The sequence below is a fragment of the Verrucomicrobiota bacterium genome, assembly GCA_038744685.1.
Lineage (GTDB): Bacteria > Verrucomicrobiota > Verrucomicrobiia > Opitutales > Puniceicoccaceae > Puniceicoccus.
Map to the genome: position 1 here is coordinate 20,771 of JBCDMB010000003.1, position 24,819 is coordinate 45,589.

Genomic DNA, 24,819 nt, shown 5'->3' on the forward strand with positions numbered 1-24,819 from the left:
CCCGTTCAAGGCAACTGCCCGAGCGGCTGATTTCCCCCTTCGGAAAGTATGTCGATCACAGCAAGGGTGGTCTCGTCGTTGCCAAAAACATCCAAAAAGGCATACACGTCTTCAGAAGTTGCGTCGCCACTACCGGGATTAGGCACTTCGGCGAGAAACGAAGTTACCGCTTCCCGAAGAGACGCTGCGTCATTGGCTGCGACATACTGGTTGGCCAACGTTTTCAGCGTATGCGCTTGCCTCATCCCAACCCCAATCACATCCAGGGAAATCCCGCGGCCCACTAGCTCTTTCGCGTAGAGGCGCATCAAGTCATCATCACTCGCCTCACCATCGGTCACTACAATCAACCGGTAGGTTCCGTAATTGAAGTTCTTTTCCCTTTGTTCAAGGAGCGCATCAGCAGCCATCTTCATGTGCTTGCCAAGAGGTGTGCTCCCGCCAGCTTCAATCCCTTTTACACTGTCCCACACCTTTTTCCGGTCGAACGGCCCGAGGGGATATACCCATCCATTCGCATTTCTGCTAAACACAATACACCCGAAATTGGTTTCCGGGGTGAGCCTATCCAATGCCGGAATGAGGGCCAGCTTTGCAGCCGTCATTTTATCTTTTCTCCCAATTTCGTTTTCCATAGATCCCGAACCATCAATCAGGATCACTACATTATCCGGTGCCTGAGAGCCGAAGCCCTTTTGTGCGAAAATGAAGAGGGAGAAGATGAGGGAAAAGATGAACAGTTTCATTGAATGCCCTGGTGGTTGAGGGGTGAAGACTAGGGTCAGGTTAAAAATCAAAGTCTGATTCATTCTGTGCCTCTGCAGACACCCGAACCAAAAGGAACTCTACACGGCGGTTCTCCCCCGCCTCTTTAGCATTGGAAGGTTTCGGATGCACAGGCTCACGAATACCAACGCCAATCGGTTGGATTTGCGATGCATCAAGGGGAATGGTCTCGACATTCGCAAAGCTCACCACTGCGTCCTTCACCGACTCAGCCCGCGAACGGGATAGATTCAGGCCAGCCTGCATCACCTGACGGGGAGTTTGCCCTTTGTAGGTGACTCGATCAAAGCTGCCGTTGGCGATGAGGTCGGTCAGCAATTTTGTATTCGTGATATCGAGACGTTTCCCGTTGAGGAAGTAGCTGTAGTTTCCTGCGCTACCGGTCTGCTCGATGATATCACTTTCGATTCCACCCTTTACCAAGGTAAGGAGAGTCAACGTCGGATCCGTGTGACCCCGAACCGCAATCACCGCATTCCCGTATTGCTGGACGAGCTCAAGGATCTTGCTGAACTCCACTCCGTACTGGACAGCACTAAACTCATTCTGGTTGGGTTGAAACGTGATCACGACACTGTAGATCACATTGTCCGCGAGGTCACCGCCTGCATTCAGAAGTTCAAGCTCCTCGATCGTTGCCTCTGCGTTGAAACGTGGTTGCTGCTCAGTATCTGTTTTGGATAGAAAATCCGTAAACGCCGGGCTGTTCCAGTCGAGGTCGGACGGAATAAATCCCTGCCGCACAGAGGCGTAGCCTCGTTTCGCAGCCATATCGAGTGCCCTCCGTTGAAAAGCGGAAAAGCCCCGGAAAGGGTTTTGGTCGCTGAAGAACGCGATGTTTCCCGGGTGACCCGCAAACGTGCAGTCAAGAAGGAGTCCGTGAGCATCGGCTTCAAGAGAAGGGATCACATCTTCGCCGTAGATATCCTGGGTTAGCTGCAGAAGCTCCATGTATTCCTCGCTTCCGTCTTCCTCGTAGTCCTTTTGGAGATCAATCAGCGTTTCTGCTGCCTTTAAATAACCAGCCGAAAACTTGGTCACCCACTCCTTGTTCTCTTCATACCAATCGCTTCGGCACGCATAGACATCCGCGATCGAATAGGACCGCTCTGCTGTCGAGGCGAGGACCCTAGCCCCCCGGACAGAGCCCTCGATCCCAGTCCCCGTCTCCTGAAGACCACCCGTTAGCCCAAGCATGTCCGGGGTGATCACAAAAGCCACGTCCACCTCTTCATTATCGCGAAAAATCGCTGCCGGGCTATCGTCCGATCCAGTCAGATCCGTAGCCCAGATCACGTTGACGTCATCCCAGCTGTAGCCCGCGTCAGAAAGGAGGTCATCCAGTAAGCCTTCATGGGGCCCGGACTTCTGTAGTACCACAGTAGCCCCTTTCAAATCGGCGAGGGTCTTTATGTCGGAACGAGAAACCGCGTGGTCTCCCGCGCTCCACGTTAGCTGAAGAAAAATTACGGGTTTTGTCCGGGGATCCTGCCCGAGAACCTCAGAAGCCATGCCGAGCATTCGATAAGTTCCCCGCAGAAAAGGGCTTTTCCCCTCTAGATAGTTCCGCACCTGCTGGGGAAAATCGTCACCCGGCACCAAATCAATCTCCAGTCCCTGTTCGGCAAAAATAGAGCCCGGCTCTGTATCCAAACCTCCGTTCGCGTAAAAAGTAGCCATATCTCCACCCCAGACGATAAATGGGACTTCGACTGCCTTTCCTGGCTCAACCTCTCCTACCGTGACCGGGCCAATCAAGTCTTGATACGGCTCCGCGATAAGAGTCGAAATGGCGACAAACAATGAGAAAATAGGGATACCTTTCATAACAAAACCACTTACCATACTTAAACGTCCAAACCGGCGATACTCCTATCAACCAAGAGGACTCTGATGCAAGCCTATCGTCGTAAACCGTCAGATCCAGGGTGTAATTAAAAGCGTGGGGTATCGGGCTAATAAGTACTGATGCGGACTCAAGTCCGCGCTCCTCAAGACCATCACGATGGAGCGCGGACTTGAGTCCGCACCGGTGGAGTAGTGTGTTTTCCATACTACCCCGTGGGTTTAATTACACCGTCTAATCCACCAATCGCTCAAGCCCTACCCAAATCACCGCACCCACAAACTCCATCCTTGTGGGCCAACGACCAACTCAAAGGTAAAAACCACTGCCTTACCTCTAACATTTCGCCATGCTCACACATGGCATCCTCGCAGATTTCCCATTTTTCTCACTGAAGATCAAAGACCGGTTCTCTCACCATACAAAGATTCAAGAGGAAACATCTTGCGGTTCAGACAGACCCATGCCCCAATTTCGGGGACGGATCCCATGCCGAAGACCAGTAGTCAGATTTCTAAGTTGATACCCGACCCTTCCGAGATCGAAGTGATCAAGGAAGTCATTCTCGCTAATACGGTGATGTGTGGTGAGATTCCGGCCCCCACTTTCGAGGAGGGGCAACGGGTCGTTTTCATGCGGGACCGGTTCAATGAGGCCGGCTTGGAGCACATCTCTGTCGATGAAAAAGACAACGTCGCGGCCGTCCTGCCTGGTTCTTCGGGCGAACGCAAAATACTTCTTTCGGCGAATCTGGATACGATTCACTACGCAGGGGCTGATCATGCGATGACTTTGGGAACAGATACGATCACTGGGCGTGGTATCTGCGAAAACAGTCTGGGCATCGGCGTCCTCTCGGCGCTTCCGATGGTCCTTGACCGACTGGATGTCACCCTTGAATCAGACCTTCTCCTATTGGGCACCTCCAAGGCACTCGGCATTGGAAATATCGCGGGAATTCGCTTTTTTCTCGAGAACTATCCGGAGCAAATCGACTTTGGCATCTGCCTGCGGGCCGTCCAGTTGGGACGATTGAGCTATGCTTCCCTTGGGATGCTTCGGGGCGAGATTCAAGTAGAGGTGCCGGAAGAGTATGACTGGAAGCGCGTTCCGGAAGGCAGTGCAATCGTGACTTTAAACCGCCTGATCACCCGTCTTCAGGGTATCCCGCTTCCCACAAACCCGGTAACAACAATCAATCTCGGTTCGGTTACAGCCGGAAACACTTTTGGGACGGCCGCCTCGACGGCCACTATCCGTTTTGAGGCGCGCAGTGAGGAGGAAGGCAGGACGGATTGGATCGAAAATCAAATCGAGGAAATCGTTGAGGAGCTTGATGCCGAAAACGAGGTTTCCGTTTATCTACAGGTCTTTGCGCGCCGCAAGGTAGGCGGCATTTCGTTTTCCCACCCTCTCGTGAAGACAACGCGTTCAATCATCAACAGCCTTGGAGTCGAACAAATCATCGCTCCGTCTACCGGTGAGTTGTGCGCGTTGATCGATAAGGGCGTCCCGGGAGTGACGGTGGGTCTCAGCCAGGGGGAGCACCTGCACGAACGAAACGAGACAATCCGCATTTCTCCGGTTTTTCAGGGTGTCGCCCAATTAATTGGCCTTCTTCGGGCCATCGACGGAGGACATTGCGATGAGTAATAAAGTCATCGAATCGTGGCTCGATTCGAATACCTTCCACTACAGCGACTTCTGGGATCTTCTCGCGCTGATTCGGGAGAAGGAATCCAAGGGGCTCAGGATTTCCCTCTGCATACCTACTCTGAATGAAGAAAAGACGATCGGAAAAGAGATCGTGATTTTTCGTTCCGAACTCATGGAGCGTTATCCTGTTGTCGACGAGATCGCGGTCATTGACAGCGGTTCGACCGATCAAACTCGCGAAGTGGCCGCATCATTCGGGGCCGACGTTTACCTAGCTTCTGAAATCCTTCCGGAAGAGGGGGACAAACCGGGCAAGGGCGAAAACCTCTGGAAGGCAATTCACCAGCTCGACGGCGACATCATCTGTTACGTAGATGCGGATATCAAAAACATCCATCCCCGTTTCGCCTATGGCCTGATCGCACCACTCGTCTACAACGACACCATCCAATACGTGAAGGCGTTCTACGATCGCCCCCTTGCTTTTTCACAAGGTATCCGCCCAAGCGGAGGCGGACGAGTTACCGAGATTCTTGTTCGTCCACTCTTCTCCCTGTTTTTCCCTGAGTTGACCGCCCTCATCCAACCTTTGTCCGGAGAGTATGCCGTCCGACGGAATGTGTTGGAGAAAATCCCCTTTCCGATCGGCTACGGTGTCGAAACCTCACACATCCTCGACGTCTACCACGAGTTCGGACTCGCTGCGTTTGGCCAAACCGACCTCGATCAAAGAGTGCACCGCAACCAGACCACCCTTGCCCTTGGTAAGATGTCGTTTGGCATCCTTCAGACTTTCCTGAGACGGATGAAGGCGTTTGGAATGTTTGATCGCCTTCCGGATCTAGAAACCGTCTACCGCCAGTTCCAGGTTCAGGAAAACCAATACGAACAGGTCACCTTCGACATCGTCGAAGAGGAGCGTAGACCCATGATTGAGGTCCCGGCCTATCGGGAAAAATTTCACGGAAAGTGATTTTTTGGAGGTCCCGAAAGACACATGCGCCACTTAAACGTGAGACTCCTGTAGTTGAACCAACTTTCTTTTAACGCAGCACACAGATCCGACAACCTGTTCTCAGGTTTGCGGAATAACCTTTTCAAAGTCCCGATTTCTTTCTCAGGACGCCCGTTTTTTCGGTTTAATTTGGCTGAAAAACCTATTTGTATTCAAAAGGGTGTAGACCATCTCTTCCACAAGTCCATCATCGGTTCACCTATTGCTTTTCCATCCTCCTCCTCATGTGCATGCTTTTTCGCCAAAGCCTTGACTGTGAAGCGATCCGGATTCTTGGCCTCGCAGCATCCACTCTGCTGGTGCCCTGTCTTTCAAGTGGAGAAATCAGTTTTTTAGAGCTCAGTGCTGATGGACAGGGAGACTTCCCCTGGCACCAGACCCTAAACTGGGACCAAGAAGTGCTGCCAACCGATTCGGATGTGGTCCAGATCGGCAACACATCCACTGAAGTCCACTGTCACATTAAAGGCCCGGGAGCTGTTGCCCAAAGCATTGAGATTTCTGAATACGGACTCGATGGTGGTTTCACCAACACTCTGACTCTTACCGACTCTGGCACACTCGATGTCTCAAGCATTTTTGAAGTCGGGAAAGACAAACACGGGGTTTTCGTCATGGAGGGAGGCCTCTTAACTGTAAATTCCTTCCTACTGATAGGCTCGACCAATCGAGGATCCGACGCCTGGGGGACCATGGAGATCAAGGGTGGAACAGCGACTGCAAGAAACCAGATTCTAATTGGACGAAGTCGATTCGCTCCAACAACCTCAAATAGTTCTCTTATCCTCTCGGGAGGCAGTCTGAATGCGGAGCAAAACCTCACTGTGGATTCCATCGACCGAACGCAACCCGGGATTTTTCTCCTGGAAGGCGATGCGACCTATCAACAAGTCTCTAACAGACTGACCGAAGTTCAGTCGGGTGTCATGGAGATCCGGGGCAATCAGGTTTCTATTGATCTGGGAGATCTTGCTCTCACTCAAAACACCTCATCCAAGCTTATTTTTTCTGGTAACGGAGTCAGTACGTTACGAGCACAAGATGTCTATTTTTCTTCCAGCAGCCAGTTAGATGTTTCGGGGCTTACTGTTGGCAACGGGAAATATGTTCTCGTCAACGGAGAGACCATTACCAACGACGGTATTTTTTTCACCTCCAATGTTGACCGGAACCTCTGGCATCTGGAGGTCGATTCGGCCTCTGGAGATCTTTGTCTGACTCGTGGCAACGGACCGGTTCAACACGATCTACTTATTTATGGTGGGAGTGGTAGTGGCATGTATGCAACAGGCACAATCGTTCCGATCCAGGCTGCGGCTCCCGCACCTGGCCTCGTTTTCGACACATGGGAGGGCAGTGTCGAAGAGATTGACGACCTCTTTGCCACCGAGACCACATTTACTATGGGAAGCGGTTCCACAACGATAACCGCGATTTACAAGCCCATTGGCACTCCCCATACTCTCACAGTTTACGACGGCAGTGGCCAGGGAGAATACGGCCCGGAACAAGTCATTCCCATTCAGGCAGATCAAAGTGTCGCAGGTCGCACCTTTGCCCGTTGGTTGGGAGATAGTGGGATCGCCGATCCATTTTCTCCGACCACCACATATACGATGCCAAACAGGGAGTCTGTCCTTGAAGCTCAATTCTATCAAAATGAATGCCATGCCGGAGACCGAGGTTACCGCGCCAGACCCTGTGGTCTTGATCTGAATAATGATGGCGAAATCGGTGAGGATGGCGTAGACAATATTCTGGGCCGGAACGGATCCAACTGGAACTGGTTGGATCCGGATGGAGACGGTGATTTCGAAGACTATTTTTTTGTCGATTCCTTCAACGGGAACGACAGCAATCCGGGAACCAAGAACGCTCCTCTGAAAACCATTCAAGCAGCCCTCGATCTTTGCGATGGAGCTGCGAATGGTATAGAAGACATCATCTGCATATACGGTATCTTCGGAGAGGAAATTACCCTTACCCAGAGTGGCAAGCCAGGCCACTACACAAGGCCCGATGATCACTTTGAGTTTCCTGCTGATCCGATGCGTATCATTGGCTGGGACAAAGATGAGGATGGAGAATACCCGCCCTACGATAAGGACGATCAAGCTGTCATTGATGGAAGTAGCGGGCTGATCACTGCTATCTACAATGATAACAAGGTCAGTTACGTTGAGATCGCCCATTTAAGCATCCATAACTTCCAGGGCTGGTCGCCTGACAGTTCCCGTGGAGCAATTCGATTTTCCCGCAGCGGTGGTAACGACGTGAGCCACATTTACGTGCACGACGTCGAGATGAAAAATATCAACACGAACACCCCATGGGATCCAAGTGTCCCTCCTGAAGACGTTGTTCATTTTGAGCACCGAGGTGGTGAACGCATAGTTGCAACATTCTGGAATGGGGATACGGCTCTTCAACATATCGCTATGTGCAACATCCTGGTGGATGGCTTCGGAGACTTTTTTGCTCGTGGTGCCCCCGCTAACGGCAGTGGAAATTTCCGCTTCCAAAACATGACATTGAACTGCAAGTCCTTCGACGGAGCAGGTATCACTGGGTTCAAAATCTGGGGGGCTCACGAGAACGTCGAGATTCTGGATAGTATCTTTGACGGTCGCCCCGGAGACTGGAGCTACGGACAAGGAGGCCCTCGCATGGTAGCTATCCGCCCGGATCAACGCAATGTAACTGTCCGCAACAACCTCTTTCTGAACGCCCGCGCCGCCGTCACTATTGACGGATGCTCATTGAATTTTGGGCCAAACCGAACGACTGATAACGTTGTTGTCGATAGCAACCATATCATCACCACTCACGACGACTGGGGACCGGGAGGTGGAAAACCAGTAGGTATTAGGATCGAACCAGGCTGCGATATAGGCCGCACCACCGAAGACATCGCCATCGTAAACAACTTTATCCATATTCCAGTGTGGGGGGCATCTGCCCTTATCCTGAGCCCGGGGATGACAGAGTCGGGTCAAGCCGCTCAACCCGGTACGCTCACCGTAGCTCACAACACCATATGGGGTCCCGGCGAGGGCCACAATTTTTACGGGATTCTGATCGATTTGGACCAAGTGACGAATCCACAACGTAATTTTCTCATCAAAAACAACCTCTTTGCCAACATTGGCTCAAGTGGCCAGAACATAGCTCACAATTACAACCCTAGTGTCTCAACCTCAGGATTCAGTATCGATGGCAATATCTGGTCTCCCGGAGGTGTCTTCATTTGGAAAGGCGAACGGATGGACGACTTCGCAGATTGGCAAAGCACTAGTGGTCAGGATAGCAATTCCATTGTAGCATCACCCCTATTTGCCAATACCATTGGCGGAGATCTACACTTGGCTCCCGAGGACAACACAACTCGCACTGTGGGGGTGGCCCTCAGCACGATTGACACCGAAGATCTGGATGTGGATCTCACTCAGGATATTGATGGCGATCTCCGCGAAAACAATACTCCGTGGGCAGGAGCGGATAAGCTTGTCTCCGCTCACACCCCAACGGGACAAGCCGATGCTTACTTCCTCAATGAAGATCATGTTCTCAAAATCACCTCTGACTCCGGAGTTCTACTAAACGATGGCTATGGGGCACCCTCTCTTTGTGACACAAGCCAAAATCATGGTCCTATGGCCCTGCTTATCCAAAATGCCGTGCATGGATCAATGCGTCTCTCACGGGACGGCTCTTTTACATACATACCGGATCCAGACTACTTCGGCAACGATCAGTTCTCTTACCGTCTACGTACTCCTGAAAATCTTTACAGTCTACCCATCACGGTTGATTTCGCAGTTTCATCAGTCAACGACGCTCCCGTTGCTGTTGATGACCGATACAGAAATCTACTCGGTGAACCGCTGGATGTTTCCAGTCCAGGGCTTTTGGCCAATGATGCAGATGTAGAAAATGATACGCTTGCTGCCGTATTAATCTCTCCACCACTCTACGCACAAGAATTCCAGCTCAATCCTGATGGCAGCTTTCACTACCTGCCTCTTGCCGGAGTGATCTGTGAAGATCGGTTTATCTATGCCGCATCAGACGGATCTCTGGGAGAGCCGGCTACCGTCACACTAAACATTAGCAATATTCCCTCGGAAATCGTGCTTGATGAAGAGGGAAATGATCCTTCGCAAGGGTCGGTTTCTCAAATCGGGACCTGGCTCTCTTCCGGAGCCAGTGGGGCTTACAATGGTGCGTCGATATATTCCAACAATGATACCGGCAATGAGAGCTTTACCTGGACTCCCAATCTCCCTGTAGACGCTGTCTATCGTGTCTATGCCCGATGGACAGCTTTTTCCACCCGTAGTCCGAGTGTGACCTATACCGTCCATCATGCTGAAGGAAGTGAAGCCATTACGCTAAGCCAGAAGGATGTGACTCTAGCGTCTCAATGGGTTTTCCTGGGAGAATACTCCTTTGATGCTGGCTCCGAGAAATCCGTCACTCTCTCAAGCTTGCGCGGAGAACAGATCAATGCCGATGCCATCCGCTGGGAGCGCACGTTTCATGAAGTGCCGGAAGAACTCATCGTGGACAATTTGAGCTCAACGACGAGTTCCCAAGGCTCATGGGGAACCTCATCCGGAAGTCCAGCCTTCCATTCAGACTCGGTCTTCAGCGACGATCCAGGAGACAGTTTCAGCTGGGATATTAACATTCCGGAAGACGGCCAATACGGCATCTACGCTTGGTGGACCCACTCCAATGGATTTCGTTCGGATCAAGTGCCTTACCGCATCATTCACGACGGCGGCATTGCAAACACTGTTGTCGATCAGAGTGACCCAAGCCTTGCAGGACAATGGAATCACTTGGGGGACTACACTTTTGCAGCGAGTTCGAATGGACAAGTGATTGTCACGGTTCCCGAAACAGGCAGCGTCAAGATAGCCAGTGCCGATGCCATTCGCCTTGTCAGGATTGATGGTAGTGCTTCCCACACTATTCCTCCCAACCCCTCCGGAGATCCCGCCGACCTTGTTCAAATCTCGGCAATGTGTTTCCACGAGGGAAGCAATGATGCGTTGCAAGTTGAAGCTATTCTTGGCGCCACATATATCTTGCAGCGCTCGCTGGACCTTTCCCAAAATAGTTGGACAGACGTTGAGTCAATAACGGCTCTGGATGAACGCATTCTTCTCTCAACACCTCACGAAGAGGGCCTCGATAAGTGCTTTTATCGCATCAAGATAATTCTACCTGAGTAGAGTCTGGTTTTTACCTGAGTCCCAAAAAGGAGATACCCGCTTATCGAGAAATTTCTCGCCGAGTAGTCTGTCAAAAGTTACCGCAGGGGGTAAACCAAGTTTAAGAAGAATTGATAGTTATGGCGGGATGTGGGATGAGCCTGAGCTGCAACATAACTGCCAATCCTTCTTAAACTTGGTATTAGCTCTTCCGCTTCACGTAAGCGAACTACCCCACTACATCTTCGAAACCAATGAACACGGACGACTTTCTTGGAGCGGCACCCTACGTGAATTCCGAATATCGCGTTTACAATTCTTTAAAAGGCTAAGAGAACGTAGGTCACGATGAGCTCCCGCAAGTGAGAATCGCGATCCTTCACTACCACTTCGACCGCGGCGGAGTTACCCGTGTGGTGTCTTCTACCTTAGACGCTTTCCGTACCCGGTTTGACCACCAATTTGCGCTCCTTTCCGGGCGGCCCGTCGACGGAATAGACGCACCTTCCGATTTCATTCCCGGGCTCGATTACTCGACCACCGCGAACCAGACGCCGAGTGCAGACGAACTCTACGAGACCATATGCCAATCAGCCCGCACTCTCTTTGCTGGCCACCTTCCCGATGTTTGGCACATCCATAACCCAGCTCTGGGGAAAAACACCGCTATGGTCGGACTCGTCCACCGACTTGCTGCCAGTGGACAAGCTCTCCTCCTCCATGAGCACGATTTTGCAGAGGACTTTCGACCTGCAAACTTCCAATTGCGTGAGGCAGCCAGGCAATTGAACGAATCGCCTTTTCCCCACAGCGAAAGAGTGCGCTTTGCCACACTGAATGCACGGGACCGCAGAATTCTTCTTTCGGCGGGAATGCCAACCGATCACGTATTCTCCCTCGCCAACCCGATTCCTTCGTCTGATTTCATTTCAGCTGAAAAAGATTCGGATCTATTCCTCTACCCTGTTCGGGCACTGGCCCGAAAGAACTTTGGAGAATTCCTGCTCCTCGCTTACGCAGGTGGAAATCAGTTCCATTGGAAGACGACCCTTCCTCCGACCAATGCGGCCTACCAACGACAATTCGAACGGTGGAAGGATATAGGTGCGAAACTGAGTCTTCCGGTTTCTCTCGGTGTTGCGGAAGAAGACGACCTCTCATTCGAGGAAAGGATTGGTTCTTGCCGCGCAGTCGTCTCAACCAGTGTCGCTGAAGGTTTTGGTCTTTCGTTCTTAGAACCGTGGACGTTCGGAAGACCAGTCGTCGGAAGAAATCTGCCCGAAATAACCTCAGAATTCGTCGAAAGTGGAGTTCCCCTCGAATCCCTCTATGATCGTCTGCCTGTCCCCACAGAGGCAGTTGATGTGAAGAAGGTCGCTTCAAAATGGCGTCAGGGTGTAGAGTCCGCCTACTCCTCCTTCGGAGTCGCTTCTACTTCTGAAGAGGTTTCTCAAATCGAGGAAGAGATCCGCAACTCCTCCGATATCGATTTCGCACTCCTTGGCGAATCGCTTCAGGAAGATGCGCTGGTTACTATTAAGAAAAAGAACATTCCCTTTTCCCTGCCGTTTTCTGGTGAATTTCCTTCCGACACTGAAATTGAGTCCGCCCGTGCAACCATCTTGAAGAATTTCAGTCTATCCTCGTATGCAGACAAACTGGAAATGATTTACAAACTCGTTGCCGAGTCTCCTTCGGGTCCGATTGACTCGATCGATACCGATAAAGTGCTGTCCGGCTTCCTCCATCCGTCTCGATTTCGTCCCCATTTTGTTGAATGAGTGTTTCTCTCTATTCCGACCCCGACGATTTGATCCGCATCATTCGCGAATCCTCTTCAAAACTGGACCCGATACCCACGGGCGAAAAGCCAAGACCGCCCTCCAAAGCATTCACGCACTTGGTTTTCGACATTTACGGCACCTTGATGGTTTCCGGTGTTGGAGATATAGGGAATAGTGCTCCGGCAGATCGCGGATCTGCGCTTATGAAAGTGTTGGTGGATGCGGGGGCTCCCAGTCCTCCTCCTGCGAAAATTCTCGAAGCAAAATTTCTCGAAGCAATCGAAGATCATCAGGAGTCAACCAGAGCAAAAGGCGTCGAATATCCGGAAGTGGAGATTCGTGAGGTTTGGCAGTCGTTTATCGAGGAGACTGTGAAAGGTTTTTTTCCTTCGCCTAAAGCGATCGAGGAAATTGCTCTCCGATTTGAGCTCGAGGTAAACCCGGTCTGGCCAATGCCCGGCCTCGTTTCCACACTCAAGAGTCTGCGAGACTATTTCCCCGCTTTCGGGGTCGTCTCGAACGCGCAGTTCTTTACGCCGCTTCTCTTTTCGGCCCTGACTGGAGAAAGCCTGGAGGATCTCGGTTTCGACGAAAACCTCTGCGTTTGGTCCTTTGAAGAAAGAGAAGCCAAACCGTCACCCCACTTATTTTCGCTCTTGTTGGAGAGAATCGGGGCGGACGTGAATGAGGCCGACTGCCTCTACGTCGGAAACGACATGCTGAACGATATTTCAGCAGCGAGTCATATCGGTCTACAAACTGCTCTTTTCGCGGGGGATCAGCGATCGCTGCGCCTGCGGGAAACTCATCCGTTCTGCGAGATCCTTTCACCCGACTCTGTCCTGACAACCCTCGAACAGCTGATTCCAACCTAATATCAGACTTCCCACCGACCCTCCTCCATCCTAGGTTTCACGCCAAGCACGACAAACTCATATGATCGAAACGAAAAACTTCGCGGTTACCCGGAAGGGCAAATTCAAGTTGGATGATCATCCAACGAGAATCGACGATTTGTACGCTGACAAACTAGACTACAAGGCGAAGCTGCGCGATCTGCAGAACGAGATCAACGAGCTACAACGGATGATGTACGCGCACGGGCGCTACAGTATGCTTCTCATCTTTCAGGCCATGGACGCGGCGGGTAAAGATGGGACAATTCGAGCGGTGATGAATGGCGTCAACATCCACGGCGTCAATGTAAACGCGTTTCGCAAGCCCAGCGAAAATGAACTCGAGCACGATTTCCTCTGGCGGACCACTCTCCGCCTGCCCAAACGAGGTCAAATCGGAATCTTCAATCGTTCTTACTACGAGGAAGTGCTCATCGCGAGGATTCATCCTCCGATCCTCAAGAGGCAGAAGCTTCCCGAGGAGCTAACCTCAAACAAGAAAGAACTCTGGAGCGGTCGGCACGAGTCTATTGAAGATTTTGAGAAACACATGTGGCGAAATGGGACTCACGTCGTGAAATTCTTTCTCCATTTGAGTTACGATGAACAGCGGAAGAGGTTTCTTGACCGCATCGACAAACCGGAGAAGAACTGGAAATTCGAGGACGGAGATATCAACGACCGGAAATTTTGGCCTCAGTATCAAGAGGTCTACGAAGAGACCATCAATGCAACGGCAGCCAACGTCGCACCGTGGTACATCATTCCTGCCGACGACAAGAAAAACATGCGTCTGATTACGGCTCAGGTCATTCTCGAACACATGAAAATGCTTGATATGTCTTACCCCGAAGTCACCGAAGAAAGACGCGCCGAACTCAAAGAGGACCGGAAGATCCTTGAGGCGGATTAATCTCGAATTCGGGGAGATAAAGGTATGGACAAGATCAAGGTCTATGATTCTTTGCTCGCGAGGCTGGAGGAAGATTTGGGGGTTGCGATCGGAGCGTCGAGAGACGCGGCAGACTATGCCACGAACGAAGAAGCACGCGCCGAATCCAAATACGACACGCAGGGTCTTGAGGCCTCCTATCTAGCAGCTGGCCAAGCCTCACTTGCCACGGAGAACGCACAAGCGATTTCAGACCTCAAAACCCTCCGCGATGAAATGATCCAACCCCGTGAAAAGGTCATGCGAGGAGCACTGGTAGAGTGTGATTTGGATGGAGAATCAGAATGGTTCTTTCTTTGCTCCGTGGGTGGAGGAGAAATCCTTGAGGTGAACGAACAAGAGATTTCGGTCCTAACGGTTCAGTCCCCTCTCGGGGCGACCCTAGCCGGAAAACAAGCCGGCGCGACCTTTCGACTGCCCAACGGGCTCCAAGGAAAAATTGTATCTGTTCAGTAGGTTTTTTCGGTGGAGGGACATCGGCCCCGATGTCTGTATCCTAGAAATCCGGCAACTCGGAAAAAAGAGCAAGGATTAGCTTGGCCCGTTTCTCCCGCTCGTTTCGGCTCCGCTACTCATATTCAACTTTAAAGTTTATAAACTGCACACCTCCTCCAAAAACGGGTTGCTGGTCCTCTCCGACAAGATAGACCGGAATCACCATCGCCTCTCTCTGCGCATCACGATCCGTCAGCACTAAGTCTTCGGGCCTCGTAAACCAGTACTCAATCTTCAGATCGTCACCGCGTTCAACGGTTCTTACTTCAACGACTGTAGGATCGGACAGAAAACGGTGTACATTTTCTCTCACTCCATTAAAAAATTCCACCTCTTCTTCTTCTGACTGGTAGCCAATTGGGGAATGCTCATTCCCCTCAACGTATATTTCAAAGAATCTAGATGGATCAGATGTGTTCAGGGAGTTGAAGAAGGCTACTGACTTTTCGTCAGAACGCAGGAAATCCGACACTATAATGTGACGTTCACCAAAAAGTAGAGCGCACTGAATTAATCCTAATGCTAGAACACACATCTTTATTACTTTCATCTAGTTCTCTCCTGGGGCTATAAACAGAAACTCTTGACTCGGGAGACTGTGAACTTCGTGGTCTACGGCTTTGCCACCTGCGTAGTTTATCTCTTTCACCTCAAGGTCTACTCTATATGTTTTTGTTATCATGCGAACTGTAGCACCGTTTGAATTCGTCCACTCCGTAGAGGTTTCGTTCACAAGACCGACATCGGAGTGCAATAAAGTCACCTCTGTTTTAAGGTAGGCAAGTGGGCCGGTAATTGCATTATCTGACAAATAAGGGTTTGGCCTAAGAGATAAGCTATAACCAGTGATCGATGGAGCAACCGGGTTTGCAGGATCTACGCATCCTTCAATAAACGCACTCGCGTGAATGTTGCCGCTGACCGATACATTATTTAAGGTGTGAACGTCAAATTGACTCCGCTCTACTGGTCTTGGCGATAACTCTACTCGATTCAGCCCCATAGGGTCCAGCCCCGTCGTCGGCACCTGCGCATAAAAGTGCCGGTTCGTGCCATCCGGTAATCCTGCCCGGTCGGCGGATGTCCAAAATGGGTGACCCGACGCGATTATCGTAACGGTAAGCCCGTTTTCCTGGCGCGGATAGCGGCTTGCGGAGCGATCGGACCTGACGCGTCCGGCAGCTAGAAAAAAATCCCCCGACGCGGTTTTTTGACCCCGAGCCGGTTTCCTCCGGTGCGTATGTTGGATTCAGGGCAACCATTGCAGCGGTCTTGAATCTGCCTTTGGACCGACTTCCGGGCAAGGCTTTTCGGGCGGATCCATCGGGACGCGAAGCAGCTAAAGAAATAGCTCGTTATCGGGTCAGCTTCAGGAACTCGTCAATCGTCAGTCCCGATGCACGGATCAGGCTTCGCAAGGTTCCTTTGGCAACTTCCTTGTGATCGGGAACGGAGAGTGTCGTCATGCTGCCGTCCTTGACCATCACCATATGGCTTCCGCGTTGGCGGACTTTTTCCCAGCCGTCCCGGCCGAAGGCTTTGGCGACCTCGCGTCCGCTCAAACTCGGCAGGGAGGGCATTTCAGACGGCGACTTCGATTTGCCGGGTTTCGATTGTCAGCGGCAAGCCCCGTTCCGAACGTACTTCCAAGCAAAGCAGGATCGCTTCACGAACATTTTCCAAGGCTTCCTGGCGGCTTTCGCCTTGGCTCACGCATCCGGGGATCGAGGGACACTCGGCCACCCAAACACCGTCCTCATCGCGGTCCAATGTCACCGTAAAATTCATGGAGAAGATCATGGCCGAATTCCGGGATTCTTCAAGTTCTCTCTTTGCCCGAAGGGTGCGTCCGTCCGTGGACCTCGATGAGTTCTTTGATGCTCACTTCGGTGTAGATCTGTGTCGTCTTGAGTTTCTCGTGGCCGAGGAGTTACTGGATGAAGCGGATGTCGGCCCTACCTTCGAGCATGTGGGGGTTCTTACATTGTTTAGCGTTGGAAGTTCAACGTTTCAAGTTTGCTATCTCTCTGCCAATCCGCCCAAGAAAGCTACTCCAAACCGCGCCTTACCAGATCCTCCTCATCCAAACCCAAAAGATGACCGAGCTCATGAAGAAGTGTAACCCGCACTTCCTCTCGAAACTCTCCAGTATCTCCCTCTACAAAATCCACGATGTTTCGGAGGAAAATGAGAATCCTTGCCTGCCCCGCTTCCTCCTCTCCCACATCCGCACCATCGAACATTCCCAGAAGGTCAGGTTCCCAACCATCATCAATCAGGTGCTTAGGCATTTCCTCCTCCAACAGAATGGGGATCGCCTTGGCGACCGCACGGATCTCGGGAGGCAGCGCACCAACCGCATCTTCCACAACCTTTCCCGCGATTTCGACCCAATCAGTGGCCACCCGCAAAGCACTCCAGAATCCGATCATGAAACTCGCGGCTGGATGAGGCGATCAATGAGTTTCCTTCCTCTGCGTTGAGTCCTCGAAAATCAGAGACGATGGCACCAGCACCCCTTAGAACCGGCAGCAGTGGCAAAAGGTCCCAAGGACTTAGAACCGGATCGAGCATCGCATCCGCCTTTCCGCTCACCAAGGAGAGATACCCAAAACAATCCCCCCATGAGCGAACGATTCCTGCCTCCCGAATCAGTGACTTAAAGACCTCGCCCCGATCAAGAAATACCGGGTCGGAGGGATCCGTGAGGAGAAGAGTCGAATCGGATATCGCCCTCGCCTCTCTCACGCGGGTCGGTTCACCATTGAGAAACGTCGTCCGATTGTCTCCGACCGCCATCTGATCGAGAACCGGTTGAAAGATGCAGCCGATCACCGATCGATTCTCGTGAAGCAGCCCTACCAAGGTTCCGAATAAGGGAACCCCGTGAATAAAACTCTTCGTTCCGTCAATCGGGTCCAGAACCCAGACGAAGTCACGGGAGACATCGGTTCCACCAAATTCCTCGCCAATCACCCCGTGCTCAGGAAATCTACTTTCAATCCGCTTCCTCAACAAGAGTTCCGCGTCCCGGTCTGCTTCCGTAACCGGTGAACCGTCCTCCTTATCTTCAACCTCGAAGCTTCCTCTACGAAAACGCTCGGCAACCAATTCTCCTGCTTCCCGAGTGATTGCCTCAGCGAATGTACGAAATTCGTCCAACCTTTTGTCGATGAGACCTTCCAACTCTTCGCTCATTCCTCAGGAAAGCGTTATCCGCTACCCGTTCTCAACCCCAAAAACCTTCCGGTTTCGATCCTGAGTGGCAAACACCTTCAACAAATCGTCATGAAACCGGTCAAAACCAAATTTCTCCTCATAACGAAGCCTTCCGTTTTGCCCTAGTCGATCTCTCCACTCGGAATCCTCCGCGAGCTGTTCAATTCCCTCCGCCAGACTCCCAGCGTCGGGAGGAGCCAACAGGGCCACGTTCTCATCCAAAACCAACCGATTGGCGGCCGTATCCGTGGCAAGGATACAACGCCCCGACCGCAAGTAATCGAGAACCTTCAAAGGTGTATTTCCGCCCTGCAACCGTGGAGATACCAAAACATCGCAAGCGATCAAAAAGTCAGCGACCTCGTCTGGCTGAATGCGGTCCAGATGAACTACGCGTTCCGAACAACCACATTCCCGTCCGATTTTTGCCGTGTTTTCCCGATCCTCTCTTGAGCCTCCCACGAAAACAAAACGAAGCACCCCTTCCTTGCGCAGCACTTTCCGTATTGCTTCACAGAGGAGCGGTACTCCCTGGTATTCAGCGAACGATCCGATGTAGGCGACTACAAGATCATTGGGGTGGCAGCCGAAAAGTTCCCTCCATCGGGGAATCTCTTCACTCTTCCCTTCTCGGTCCGTTGAGGGAACATCTGAAATTACATGAACCTCTCCACGCACCCGATAACGGTGAACCTGCTTCGCAAGACCGGGTCCCGTTACAATAATCACGTCCGCACGACGACAGACAAACCTCTCCAACGAAGCATAAACCGTCATCAGCAAGTTCTTCATCCTCGACTCCGAGCGGTGGGAGCCCGGATCGGAGTGTTTTTCAAATACAAAACGGGCACCTGTAACTCGTGCAACCAGCCAAGCGGCCAACCCCATGTCTTCGATTCCATGGACGCTCGAATAGCGGCGGAACAGGCCGAGAAGAATCCCTCGGACTGCAATCATCCTTCCAAAAATAAATTTCGGCCAAGAGGGTCCAATCCGGATCTCTCTCACCCCCGGAAGATTCCATACACGGAACAGTCGCACCGAATCCGGTAGATCCACTTCCGCGCCAATGGGTAAGGTCACGACGTCCATGGAGAATCCGTCGTGCCCTAGAGCCCGCAGAAACGCCTTCACTCGCAGCGGAGAACCTCTCGCTTCAAAGAGTGGTTGGGAACAAAGCGTTAGGATTCGCTTCATAGATCATCGCCTAAAAACTCGCCGTATCGTTTCAGCCAGTTTTCGATTCGTTTTTGATAATAGCCGGGATCGTAAGGTGCCGCTACCGGATCAAACTCTTCCAAGGCACGCGCTTTTTGCCATTCGGGCGAAGTCCGCTTCTCGCCCTCACCCACATAGTAGCGGACTCTTTCTCCCATTTTTGGGACTGGTTTCATCCGAAGGGCCACCTCAAGCGATGCCCTCCGGGATTTTCCTTTATCAGCAACCGCCTTTTCATAAGCGGTCGGCGACTGACTCAAGAACTCTGCCTTTGCCAATTCCTCGACGGGAATCGAGTGCTCTTCGAGTCTGGACCGAAGTTCGGTGATCGTCTCCCTGGGATGCTCCTTGCGCTGTCCGAGCAACCACTCAATCAGGTGCTGGGTCAGATCGCGGAGAAACGGCTCTGTTCCCCGTGAACGAAGGGCCGATCCTTTAACCACAACACTCCCCTCATCGAGCAACGCATAGTTCTTCGCCTTGTAGCAAAACATCGCCTCGTAGGCACCGTCGAACTCCAGATCGACCCCTTCCGGAAGATCACCGTTGACCAATTCCAACAACCCTTCCGGATTCTGAAACCACTCGGGAGCCGACACATAGATCCCATCGGTATCCGCCTCGAGAACCCGACACTCCTTGGACTGAAAGTTGGTAATCAATTGCTCCAGAATTTCGCGACCCCCTGCCGTTACCTCGGCCGCCAGATCACTATCGCCAAACCGAGCCCCACCGAAACCCAGATAGCCGTAGAACGAATTGATCAAAATCTTGAAGCTGTTCTGCCTTGCGGAAAACTCCTGCTGCAAACTCGGCTCAGACTCCTCTTGAGCTCTTTTCTTATAAGAAAGCCGCTCGGAGCGAAGCCGTTCCAGCGCGGGAATCAACACCCCAAGGTCATCATTGCGCGGGTTTCGGCCGATGTGAAGCAGGAGACTTGGATAAAGCGAGGCGACGTCGAAGTGAAGAACCTTGCGAAAGACTCCCGTCTCAAAACTGCGCGAGACAGCACCCTCAAAAGACCGGGACTCCTGTGGGACCGGTAAAGAACGCTCCGCTCGGAAGTACTCTTCCAAAAAAATCATCTCCACCCGAGTGCCGGTGCCACGAAGGAGTATCTCCTGCAAAGTCATCGGGAAGATCGCCGCCTGTGCGATGTAGGTAGGCAGGAGAATCGTCGCTACACCTTCCGTTTCCCGCAAATCGTCCTCGAGATAGCTCAGGAAAGTCTTCCGATCTTTCCAAAAAGCACCGGCGATTTCCTCTCCTGGAAGATACGTTCGATCTTCCGCCGTGCTCAGCCCGAAATGGCGGGCGAGATCTTTCAGACCGAAAGATGGCAGACTTCTTTGGGTAAGGTCGTAAAACTGGGCCGCAATCAGAGTATCGAAAACCGCCCGACCGGGAATGTCGCAGCGAAGAAGGTCGAACCACCTTTCAGCAATCCTGACCCGGCTTTTACGAAAATTAGCCGATGCCCCGAATCGACCCCAGTCAGGTGCTAGTTTAAAACGACGACCTCTCGTATTGAGATAGGAGAGGTCGAAATTGAAAAAGTTGTGCCCCTCAAGAATGTCAGGATCAATCTCCCGCAATCGACGTCCGAAACGCTTCAAGAGATCCCGCTCCGCGGTATCGCTATTCTCCGCCAGCTCCAAAAACTCGGTCTTGCCGCCGCAACGGATTCCAATCGCGAGAACCCGATCCCCTTTGCGCCTCGCATCGCTAAACCCTCCCTCCTTCTCGCAGTCCGTTTCGATATCGATCTGACAGCGAACCAGATCGTCGAGAAAGCCCGGTGTGAAGAGCCTTAACCCATTGCGCAGCATGAACTGATGTTCGAGCGGCCGAACCGACTCCACCTGAGCGGGTCCGCCCGAAAGCCTCGCGAGCACCTTTGCAGAGTGCGGATCTTTCCCTTCAATGAGATGAGAAAGAGCACCGCTTCCCGCAAGCCGCTTTCGTGGCAACGCTCCTACTTCCGGATCTTCACAGAGGCTTTCGGCCACCCAGGCGAATCCTTCAAACGGATCCTGCTGCACCCGCGCAGCGCCACCACTTTCAGACCGCCACGCCGTGTGCACCTGAGCCTCGTTTTCGTCTACCCAAATACCAACGAGATTCTCTTTAGCAGACATCGATCAGACACCCCTCGGTTGGCAACGAAGGCAGTTTCCCAAACTGCAAGAGATTTTTAGAGCGAGGAGTTGTTTAGTGACTCGAAAAGCGTCTCCCACGGGTCGCCTCATCCAATTTTATCCAGGATCGCCGCAACCATCTGGTCCGTCCCGACAGCTTCTCTACCGAAGGCGATATCGCTGGTGCGCACGCCATTCTTTACGACAGACTTGACCGCTTCCTCGATCCGATCCGCAGCCTGATTGGCTCCAAAACTGTAGCGCAGCATCATAGCCGCACTTAGAATCTGCGCACAAGGGTTGGCCTTATTCTGGCCGACAATGTCCGGCGCACTTCCTCCACCCGGCTCGTAGAGTCCAAAAGGATGCCCATGTGCATTGTGATCTTTTCCAAGACTAGCCGAAGCCAACATGCCAATCGACCCGCAAACGACCGCCAACTCGTCTGAAAGAATGTCGCCGAACATATTTTCGGTGAAGAGAACGTCGAACTGGTTTGGATTGGAAACCAGCTGCATCGCAGCGTTATCGACGTAGAGATGGCTCAATTCAATCTCCGGGTATTCAGAGGCAAAAAATTCTGTCACCGTCTTTCGCCACAACACCGAGGTCTCCAACACATTCGCTTTGTCGACCGAGCACACCCTGCCGCTTCGTTCTTTCGCAGCTACCGCTGCCACTTCGGCAATGCGACGGATCTCCGATGCTTTGTAGACCATCGTATCGATCGATTCCACGTCCCCGTCGTCGAGTTCAACAGTTGTCTTAGGCTGTCCAAAGTAGATGCCACCCGTCAGCTCGCGGATGCAAACGATATCAATCCCCTCCGGGATGCGGTCTGGTCGAATTGGCGATGCCTCCACTAGCTCCGGGAAGAGCAATCCGGGCCGAATATTCGCAAATAAAGAGAACGCCTTCCGCAAAGGCAGCAGTGCAGCCCGCTCCGGTTGCTCCTTCGGTGGAAGACTCTCCCACTTGGGTCCTCCGACCGAGCCAAAAAGGATGGCATCTGCGGCCTGACAGCCCACCAGAGTTTCACTTGGTAGGGCAGTTCCATGACTGTCAATAGCGGCTCCACCGACGGGGTATTCCGCGTAATCCAGAGCGAAGCCCTCTTGTTCGGCCACCCTTTTCAGGATGGTCATTGCTCCTACCATGACCTCGGGTCCGATCCCGTCTCCCGGGAGAACCGCAACTTTCACTTCCATCATCCTCATTAGATACGTTGCCCGCTTCACAAGGGCGAGGGTCTTTTTCAATTTTCCAACTTTCGCCTCCACAAAAGTCAAAATTTAGACAGTTAGAATGGAGCGGCGGCTTCAGCCGCCGAAAGTGTTCAAAGGGGGGTTCTCCGGCGGCAAAAGCAGCCGCCCAGGGCCCCGGATTCGGGTTCAGCGACTCCACCAACTCGCGTCCGGTCCAGAGTAATGGCGGCCATAAGCACCCCTTCAAACTACTGTCACTCCGTTTTCACAAACTTGGAGCTTGCACGTTTTCGCGCCCTTCTCTCAATCTGCGAGCCAAACGAACCTTTTTTTCGCGACTATGCACAAACTCGTTCTTCTCCGACACGGCGAAAGCCAGTGGAATCTAGAAAACCGTTTTACCGGGTGGACCGATGTCGACCTCACCGATACCGGCCGTGAACAAGCGAAATCCGCCGGATACTACCTAAAGAAAGAGGGCTTTGCCTTCGATCTAGCGTTCACCTCCTACCAAAAACGGGCCATCCGGACGCTGTGGATTGCAATGGACGAAATGGATCTCCTTTGGGTTCCGGTTCGACGGGCTTGGCAGCTCAATGAGCGACACTACGGTAGCCTGCAGGGACTAAACAAAGCGGAGACCGCCGAGAAATACGGCGATGAGCAAGTTCTCATTTGGAGGCGTAGCTACGATGTGCCTCCTCCACCACTCGAGAAGGAAGACGAGCGGTATCCCGGCCACGATCCGCGTTACGCCAATCTGGCACCCGAGCAACTTCCCTTGACGGAGTGCCTCAAAGATACCGTGGAGAGATTCCTTCCCTATTGGCACGAGTCTATCGTTCCGGAAATCCGCTCCGGGAAACAGGTCATCATAGCGGCCCACGGAAACTCCCTCCGCGCTCTCGTTAAATACTTGGATGACCTCTCCGAGGAAGAAATTCTCAAACTGAATATCCCCACAGGGATGCCGTTGGTCTACGAGTTGGACGAAGACCTAAAGCCTTTAAAAAACTATTACCTGGGCGATCCTGAAGAGGTCAAAAAAGCCATGGATGCAGTCGCCAACCAGGGCAAAGCAGCCAAGTAACCCAAAGTCGCAACGCGCTAACACTTCACCACCGAACCCATTCAAAAATGCCAGTCGCTACACCAGAACAATATCGGGCTATGATCGCAGCCGCGCAGAAGGGAAACTATGCCTACCCTGCTGTTAACGTCACGTCGATCACCACAATCAACGCTGCCCTCTCCGCCTTCGCTGAGGCTAAATCGGATGGAATCATCCAGGTTTCCACGGGAGGAGGCCAGTTCGCTTCAGGCCTGAGCGTAAATGACGCCGCTTTTGGTGCCATCGTTCTTGCAGAAGCCACCCATCGACTCGCTGAAAAGTACGACATCCTCGTCGGACTCCACACGGACCACTGTCACCCTGAAAAGGTCGATGGTTTTCTCAGACCTCTGTTGGACGCATCACGCGAACGCGTGGCTGCGGGTAAGGGGCCTCTCTTCCAGTCCCATATGTTCGATGGCTCAGTGATCGATTTGGAAGCAAATCTGAAGATTTCCATAGAACTTTTGAAGGAATGTGCTGAATTGGAAATCATCCTCGAAGTCGAAGCCGGTTGCGTCGGCGGCGAAGAGGACGGACACGACACCTCAGGACTACCCAGCGAAAAGCTCTACACGACCCCGGAAGATATGGTCGAAGTCTATGAGGCTCTCCACCCAATCGGACCTTTCCTCTTCGCGGCTACCTTCGGAAATGTTCACGGTGCCTACAAGCCCGGTGCAGTGAAACTGAAACCAACCATCCTCCGCGACGGACAGAAAGCAGTCGTGGATAAATATGGAGAAGAAGCACTCATGGATCTCGTTTTCCACGGAGGGTCAGGGTCCGAGTTGAGTGACATCCGCGAAACGTTGGAATACGGTGTCGTCAAGATGAACATCGACACCGACACCCAATACGCCTTTACCCGACCCATCGTCACCCACGTCTGTGAAAACATCGAAGGAGTGCTGAAGATCGACCACGAAGTGGGAAATAAAAAGACCTACGATCCACGCAGTTATTTGAAGAAAGCCGAAAAGAGCATGAAGGAACGCATGATTCAGGCCGTCGACGACCTGTGCGCGACCGGAAAGACCATTTTTGGAACCGTCTAGCACCCTTTCGCAGGAACCCAAGAGGGCGGCACCTAGTAGGTGCCGCTTTTTTTGTGGCGACAACGCGACAGCGGTTTCTCATCTTTTAATATTAATTCGCTACTTAAATAGAACCTACTCGGGATTCGATATCGGGATCGAAATCGGGCCTCGAGAGCATTCGATAGCGATACCGATTTCGATTTCGATTTTTGTATGAGGCGCGGTTTAATATAATCCCC

The 24,819-nt window shown here is 52.3% G+C and carries 19 protein-coding genes; 9 read left to right on the plus strand and 10 right to left on the minus strand.

Going from position 1 to position 24,819, the window contains the following annotated elements:
* Positions 1-5: 5 nt before the first annotated feature.
* Both AAGJ81_02490 and AAGJ81_02495 read right to left on the minus strand, forming a co-directional pair.
* Entirely contained in the window at positions 6-746 is a 741-nt protein-coding gene (locus tag AAGJ81_02490; GenBank protein ID MEM0965008.1) for a vWA domain-containing protein, read from the minus strand.
* A gap of 40 nt (positions 747-786) precedes the next feature.
* Positions 787-2,613, minus strand: a complete 1,827-nt coding sequence (locus AAGJ81_02495; protein MEM0965009.1) for an ABC transporter substrate-binding protein — start codon at positions 2,611-2,613, stop codon at positions 787-789.
* A gap of 508 nt (positions 2,614-3,121) precedes the next feature.
* Here AAGJ81_02495 and AAGJ81_02500 point away from each other — a divergent pair.
* From AAGJ81_02500 to AAGJ81_02530, 7 genes are all read left to right on the plus strand, one after another.
* On the plus strand, positions 3,122-4,285 hold the full coding sequence (locus AAGJ81_02500) for a peptidase dimerization domain-containing protein (protein MEM0965010.1): 1,164 nt from the start codon (positions 3,122-3,124) through the stop codon (positions 4,283-4,285).
* Positions 4,278-5,261, plus strand: a complete 984-nt coding sequence (locus AAGJ81_02505; protein ID MEM0965011.1) for a glucosyl-3-phosphoglycerate synthase — start codon at positions 4,278-4,280, stop codon at positions 5,259-5,261. The genes AAGJ81_02500 and AAGJ81_02505 overlap by 8 nt, the downstream gene beginning before the upstream one ends.
* A gap of 272 nt (positions 5,262-5,533) precedes the next feature.
* Complete coding sequence (locus tag AAGJ81_02510; protein ID MEM0965012.1) at positions 5,534-10,543, plus strand: Ig-like domain-containing protein; 5,010 nt, start codon at positions 5,534-5,536, stop codon at positions 10,541-10,543.
* Positions 10,544-10,884: 341 nt separating this feature from the next.
* Positions 10,885-12,303: a hypothetical protein gene (locus tag AAGJ81_02515; protein ID MEM0965013.1), complete on the plus strand. Its 1,419-nt coding sequence runs from the start codon at positions 10,885-10,887 to the stop codon at positions 12,301-12,303.
* Positions 12,300-13,181, plus strand: a complete 882-nt coding sequence (locus AAGJ81_02520; GenBank protein ID MEM0965014.1) for an HAD family hydrolase — start codon at positions 12,300-12,302, stop codon at positions 13,179-13,181. The genes AAGJ81_02515 and AAGJ81_02520 overlap by 4 nt, the downstream gene beginning before the upstream one ends.
* A 61-nt stretch (positions 13,182-13,242) precedes the next feature.
* Complete coding sequence (locus AAGJ81_02525; protein ID MEM0965015.1) at positions 13,243-14,115, plus strand: PPK2 family polyphosphate kinase; 873 nt, start codon at positions 13,243-13,245, stop codon at positions 14,113-14,115.
* A gap of 24 nt (positions 14,116-14,139) precedes the next feature.
* Positions 14,140-14,610 carry a transcription elongation factor GreAB gene (locus AAGJ81_02530; GenBank protein ID MEM0965016.1) on the plus strand — a complete coding sequence of 157 codons (471 nt, stop codon included), beginning with the start codon at positions 14,140-14,142 and terminating at the stop codon, positions 14,608-14,610.
* Between the two features lie 112 nt (positions 14,611-14,722).
* On the opposite strand, the gene AAGJ81_02535 is transcribed toward AAGJ81_02530, so the two are convergent.
* The 8 genes from AAGJ81_02535 to leuB all read right to left on the minus strand — a co-directional run bounded on the left by AAGJ81_02535 (position 14,723) and on the right by leuB (position 22,435).
* Complete coding sequence (locus AAGJ81_02535) at positions 14,723-15,199, minus strand: hypothetical protein (GenBank protein MEM0965017.1); 477 nt, start codon at positions 15,197-15,199, stop codon at positions 14,723-14,725.
* 805 nt (positions 15,200-16,004) lie between these two features.
* On the minus strand, positions 16,005-16,229 hold the full coding sequence (locus tag AAGJ81_02540; protein ID MEM0965018.1) for a type II toxin-antitoxin system HicA family toxin: 225 nt from the start codon (positions 16,227-16,229) through the stop codon (positions 16,005-16,007).
* 1 nt (position 16,230) lies between these two features.
* Positions 16,231-16,437, minus strand: a complete 207-nt coding sequence (locus AAGJ81_02545; GenBank protein MEM0965019.1) for a type II toxin-antitoxin system HicB family antitoxin — start codon at positions 16,435-16,437, stop codon at positions 16,231-16,233.
* A 260-nt stretch (positions 16,438-16,697) separates the two neighbouring features.
* Positions 16,698-17,081 carry a metallopeptidase family protein gene (locus AAGJ81_02550; protein MEM0965020.1) on the minus strand — a complete coding sequence of 128 codons (384 nt, stop codon included), beginning with the start codon at positions 17,079-17,081 and terminating at the stop codon, positions 16,698-16,700.
* A complete protein-coding gene (locus AAGJ81_02555; protein ID MEM0965021.1) occupies positions 17,044-17,847 on the minus strand; it encodes an inositol monophosphatase family protein in 804 nt (267 codons plus the stop codon). Before AAGJ81_02555 ends, AAGJ81_02550 begins: the two co-directional genes overlap by 38 nt.
* 21 nt (positions 17,848-17,868) lie before the next feature.
* Entirely contained in the window at positions 17,869-19,065 is a 1,197-nt protein-coding gene (locus tag AAGJ81_02560) for a glycosyltransferase family 4 protein (GenBank protein MEM0965022.1), read from the minus strand.
* Positions 19,062-21,224, minus strand: coding sequence for a DNA polymerase domain-containing protein (locus AAGJ81_02565; protein ID MEM0965023.1), 2,163 nt, complete (start codon positions 21,222-21,224; stop codon positions 19,062-19,064). Before AAGJ81_02565 ends, AAGJ81_02560 begins: the two co-directional genes overlap by 4 nt.
* 107 nt (positions 21,225-21,331) lie before the next feature.
* The gene (gene leuB, locus AAGJ81_02570) at positions 21,332-22,435 is read right to left on the minus strand and encodes a 3-isopropylmalate dehydrogenase (GenBank protein ID MEM0965024.1); all 1,104 of its coding nucleotides are present in this window, start codon (positions 22,433-22,435) and stop codon (positions 21,332-21,334) included.
* A 334-nt stretch (positions 22,436-22,769) separates the two neighbouring features.
* On the opposite strand from leuB, the gene gpmA reads away from it, so the two are divergent.
* Together gpmA and fbaA are read left to right on the plus strand one after the other, a co-directional pair.
* Positions 22,770-23,519 carry a 2,3-diphosphoglycerate-dependent phosphoglycerate mutase gene (gene gpmA, locus AAGJ81_02575; protein ID MEM0965025.1) on the plus strand — a complete coding sequence of 250 codons (750 nt, stop codon included), beginning with the start codon at positions 22,770-22,772 and terminating at the stop codon, positions 23,517-23,519.
* Between the two features lie 47 nt (positions 23,520-23,566).
* Positions 23,567-24,598, plus strand: coding sequence for a class II fructose-bisphosphate aldolase (gene fbaA / locus AAGJ81_02580; protein MEM0965026.1), 1,032 nt, complete (start codon positions 23,567-23,569; stop codon positions 24,596-24,598).
* Positions 24,599-24,819: the final 221 nt, after the last annotated feature.

Excerpts from the sequence above, each read along its gene's own strand:
- AAGJ81_02490 (MEM0965008.1), bottom strand. The coding sequence starts at position 746 with ATGAAACTGTTCATCTTTTCCCTCATCTTCTCCCTCTTCATTTTCGCA.
- AAGJ81_02495 (MEM0965009.1), bottom strand. The coding sequence starts at position 2,613 with ATGAAAGGTATCCCTATTTTCTCATTGTTTGTCGCCATTTCGACTCTT.
- AAGJ81_02500 (MEM0965010.1), top strand. The coding sequence starts at position 3,122 with ATGCCGAAGACCAGTAGTCAGATTTCTAAGTTGATACCCGACCCTTCC.
- AAGJ81_02505 (MEM0965011.1), top strand. The coding sequence starts at position 4,278 with ATGAGTAATAAAGTCATCGAATCGTGGCTCGATTCGAATACCTTCCAC.
- AAGJ81_02510 (MEM0965012.1), top strand. The coding sequence starts at position 5,534 with ATGCTTTTTCGCCAAAGCCTTGACTGTGAAGCGATCCGGATTCTTGGC.
- AAGJ81_02520 (MEM0965014.1), top strand. The coding sequence starts at position 12,300 with ATGAGTGTTTCTCTCTATTCCGACCCCGACGATTTGATCCGCATCATT.
- AAGJ81_02525 (MEM0965015.1), top strand. The coding sequence starts at position 13,243 with ATGATCGAAACGAAAAACTTCGCGGTTACCCGGAAGGGCAAATTCAAG.
- AAGJ81_02530 (MEM0965016.1), top strand. The coding sequence starts at position 14,140 with ATGGACAAGATCAAGGTCTATGATTCTTTGCTCGCGAGGCTGGAGGAA.
- AAGJ81_02535 (MEM0965017.1), bottom strand. The coding sequence starts at position 15,199 with ATGAAAGTAATAAAGATGTGTGTTCTAGCATTAGGATTAATTCAGTGC.
- AAGJ81_02540 (MEM0965018.1), bottom strand. The coding sequence starts at position 16,229 with ATGCCCTCCCTGCCGAGTTTGAGCGGACGCGAGGTCGCCAAAGCCTTC.
- AAGJ81_02545 (MEM0965019.1), bottom strand. The coding sequence starts at position 16,437 with ATGAATTTTACGGTGACATTGGACCGCGATGAGGACGGTGTTTGGGTG.
- AAGJ81_02550 (MEM0965020.1), bottom strand. The coding sequence starts at position 17,081 with ATGATCGGATTCTGGAGTGCTTTGCGGGTGGCCACTGATTGGGTCGAA.
- AAGJ81_02555 (MEM0965021.1), bottom strand. The coding sequence starts at position 17,847 with ATGAGCGAAGAGTTGGAAGGTCTCATCGACAAAAGGTTGGACGAATTT.
- AAGJ81_02560 (MEM0965022.1), bottom strand. The coding sequence starts at position 19,065 with ATGAAGCGAATCCTAACGCTTTGTTCCCAACCACTCTTTGAAGCGAGA.
- AAGJ81_02565 (MEM0965023.1), bottom strand. The coding sequence starts at position 21,224 with ATGTCTGCTAAAGAGAATCTCGTTGGTATTTGGGTAGACGAAAACGAG.
- leuB (MEM0965024.1), bottom strand. The coding sequence starts at position 22,435 with ATGATGGAAGTGAAAGTTGCGGTTCTCCCGGGAGACGGGATCGGACCC.
- gpmA (MEM0965025.1), top strand. The coding sequence starts at position 22,770 with ATGCACAAACTCGTTCTTCTCCGACACGGCGAAAGCCAGTGGAATCTA.
- fbaA (MEM0965026.1), top strand. The coding sequence starts at position 23,567 with ATGCCAGTCGCTACACCAGAACAATATCGGGCTATGATCGCAGCCGCG.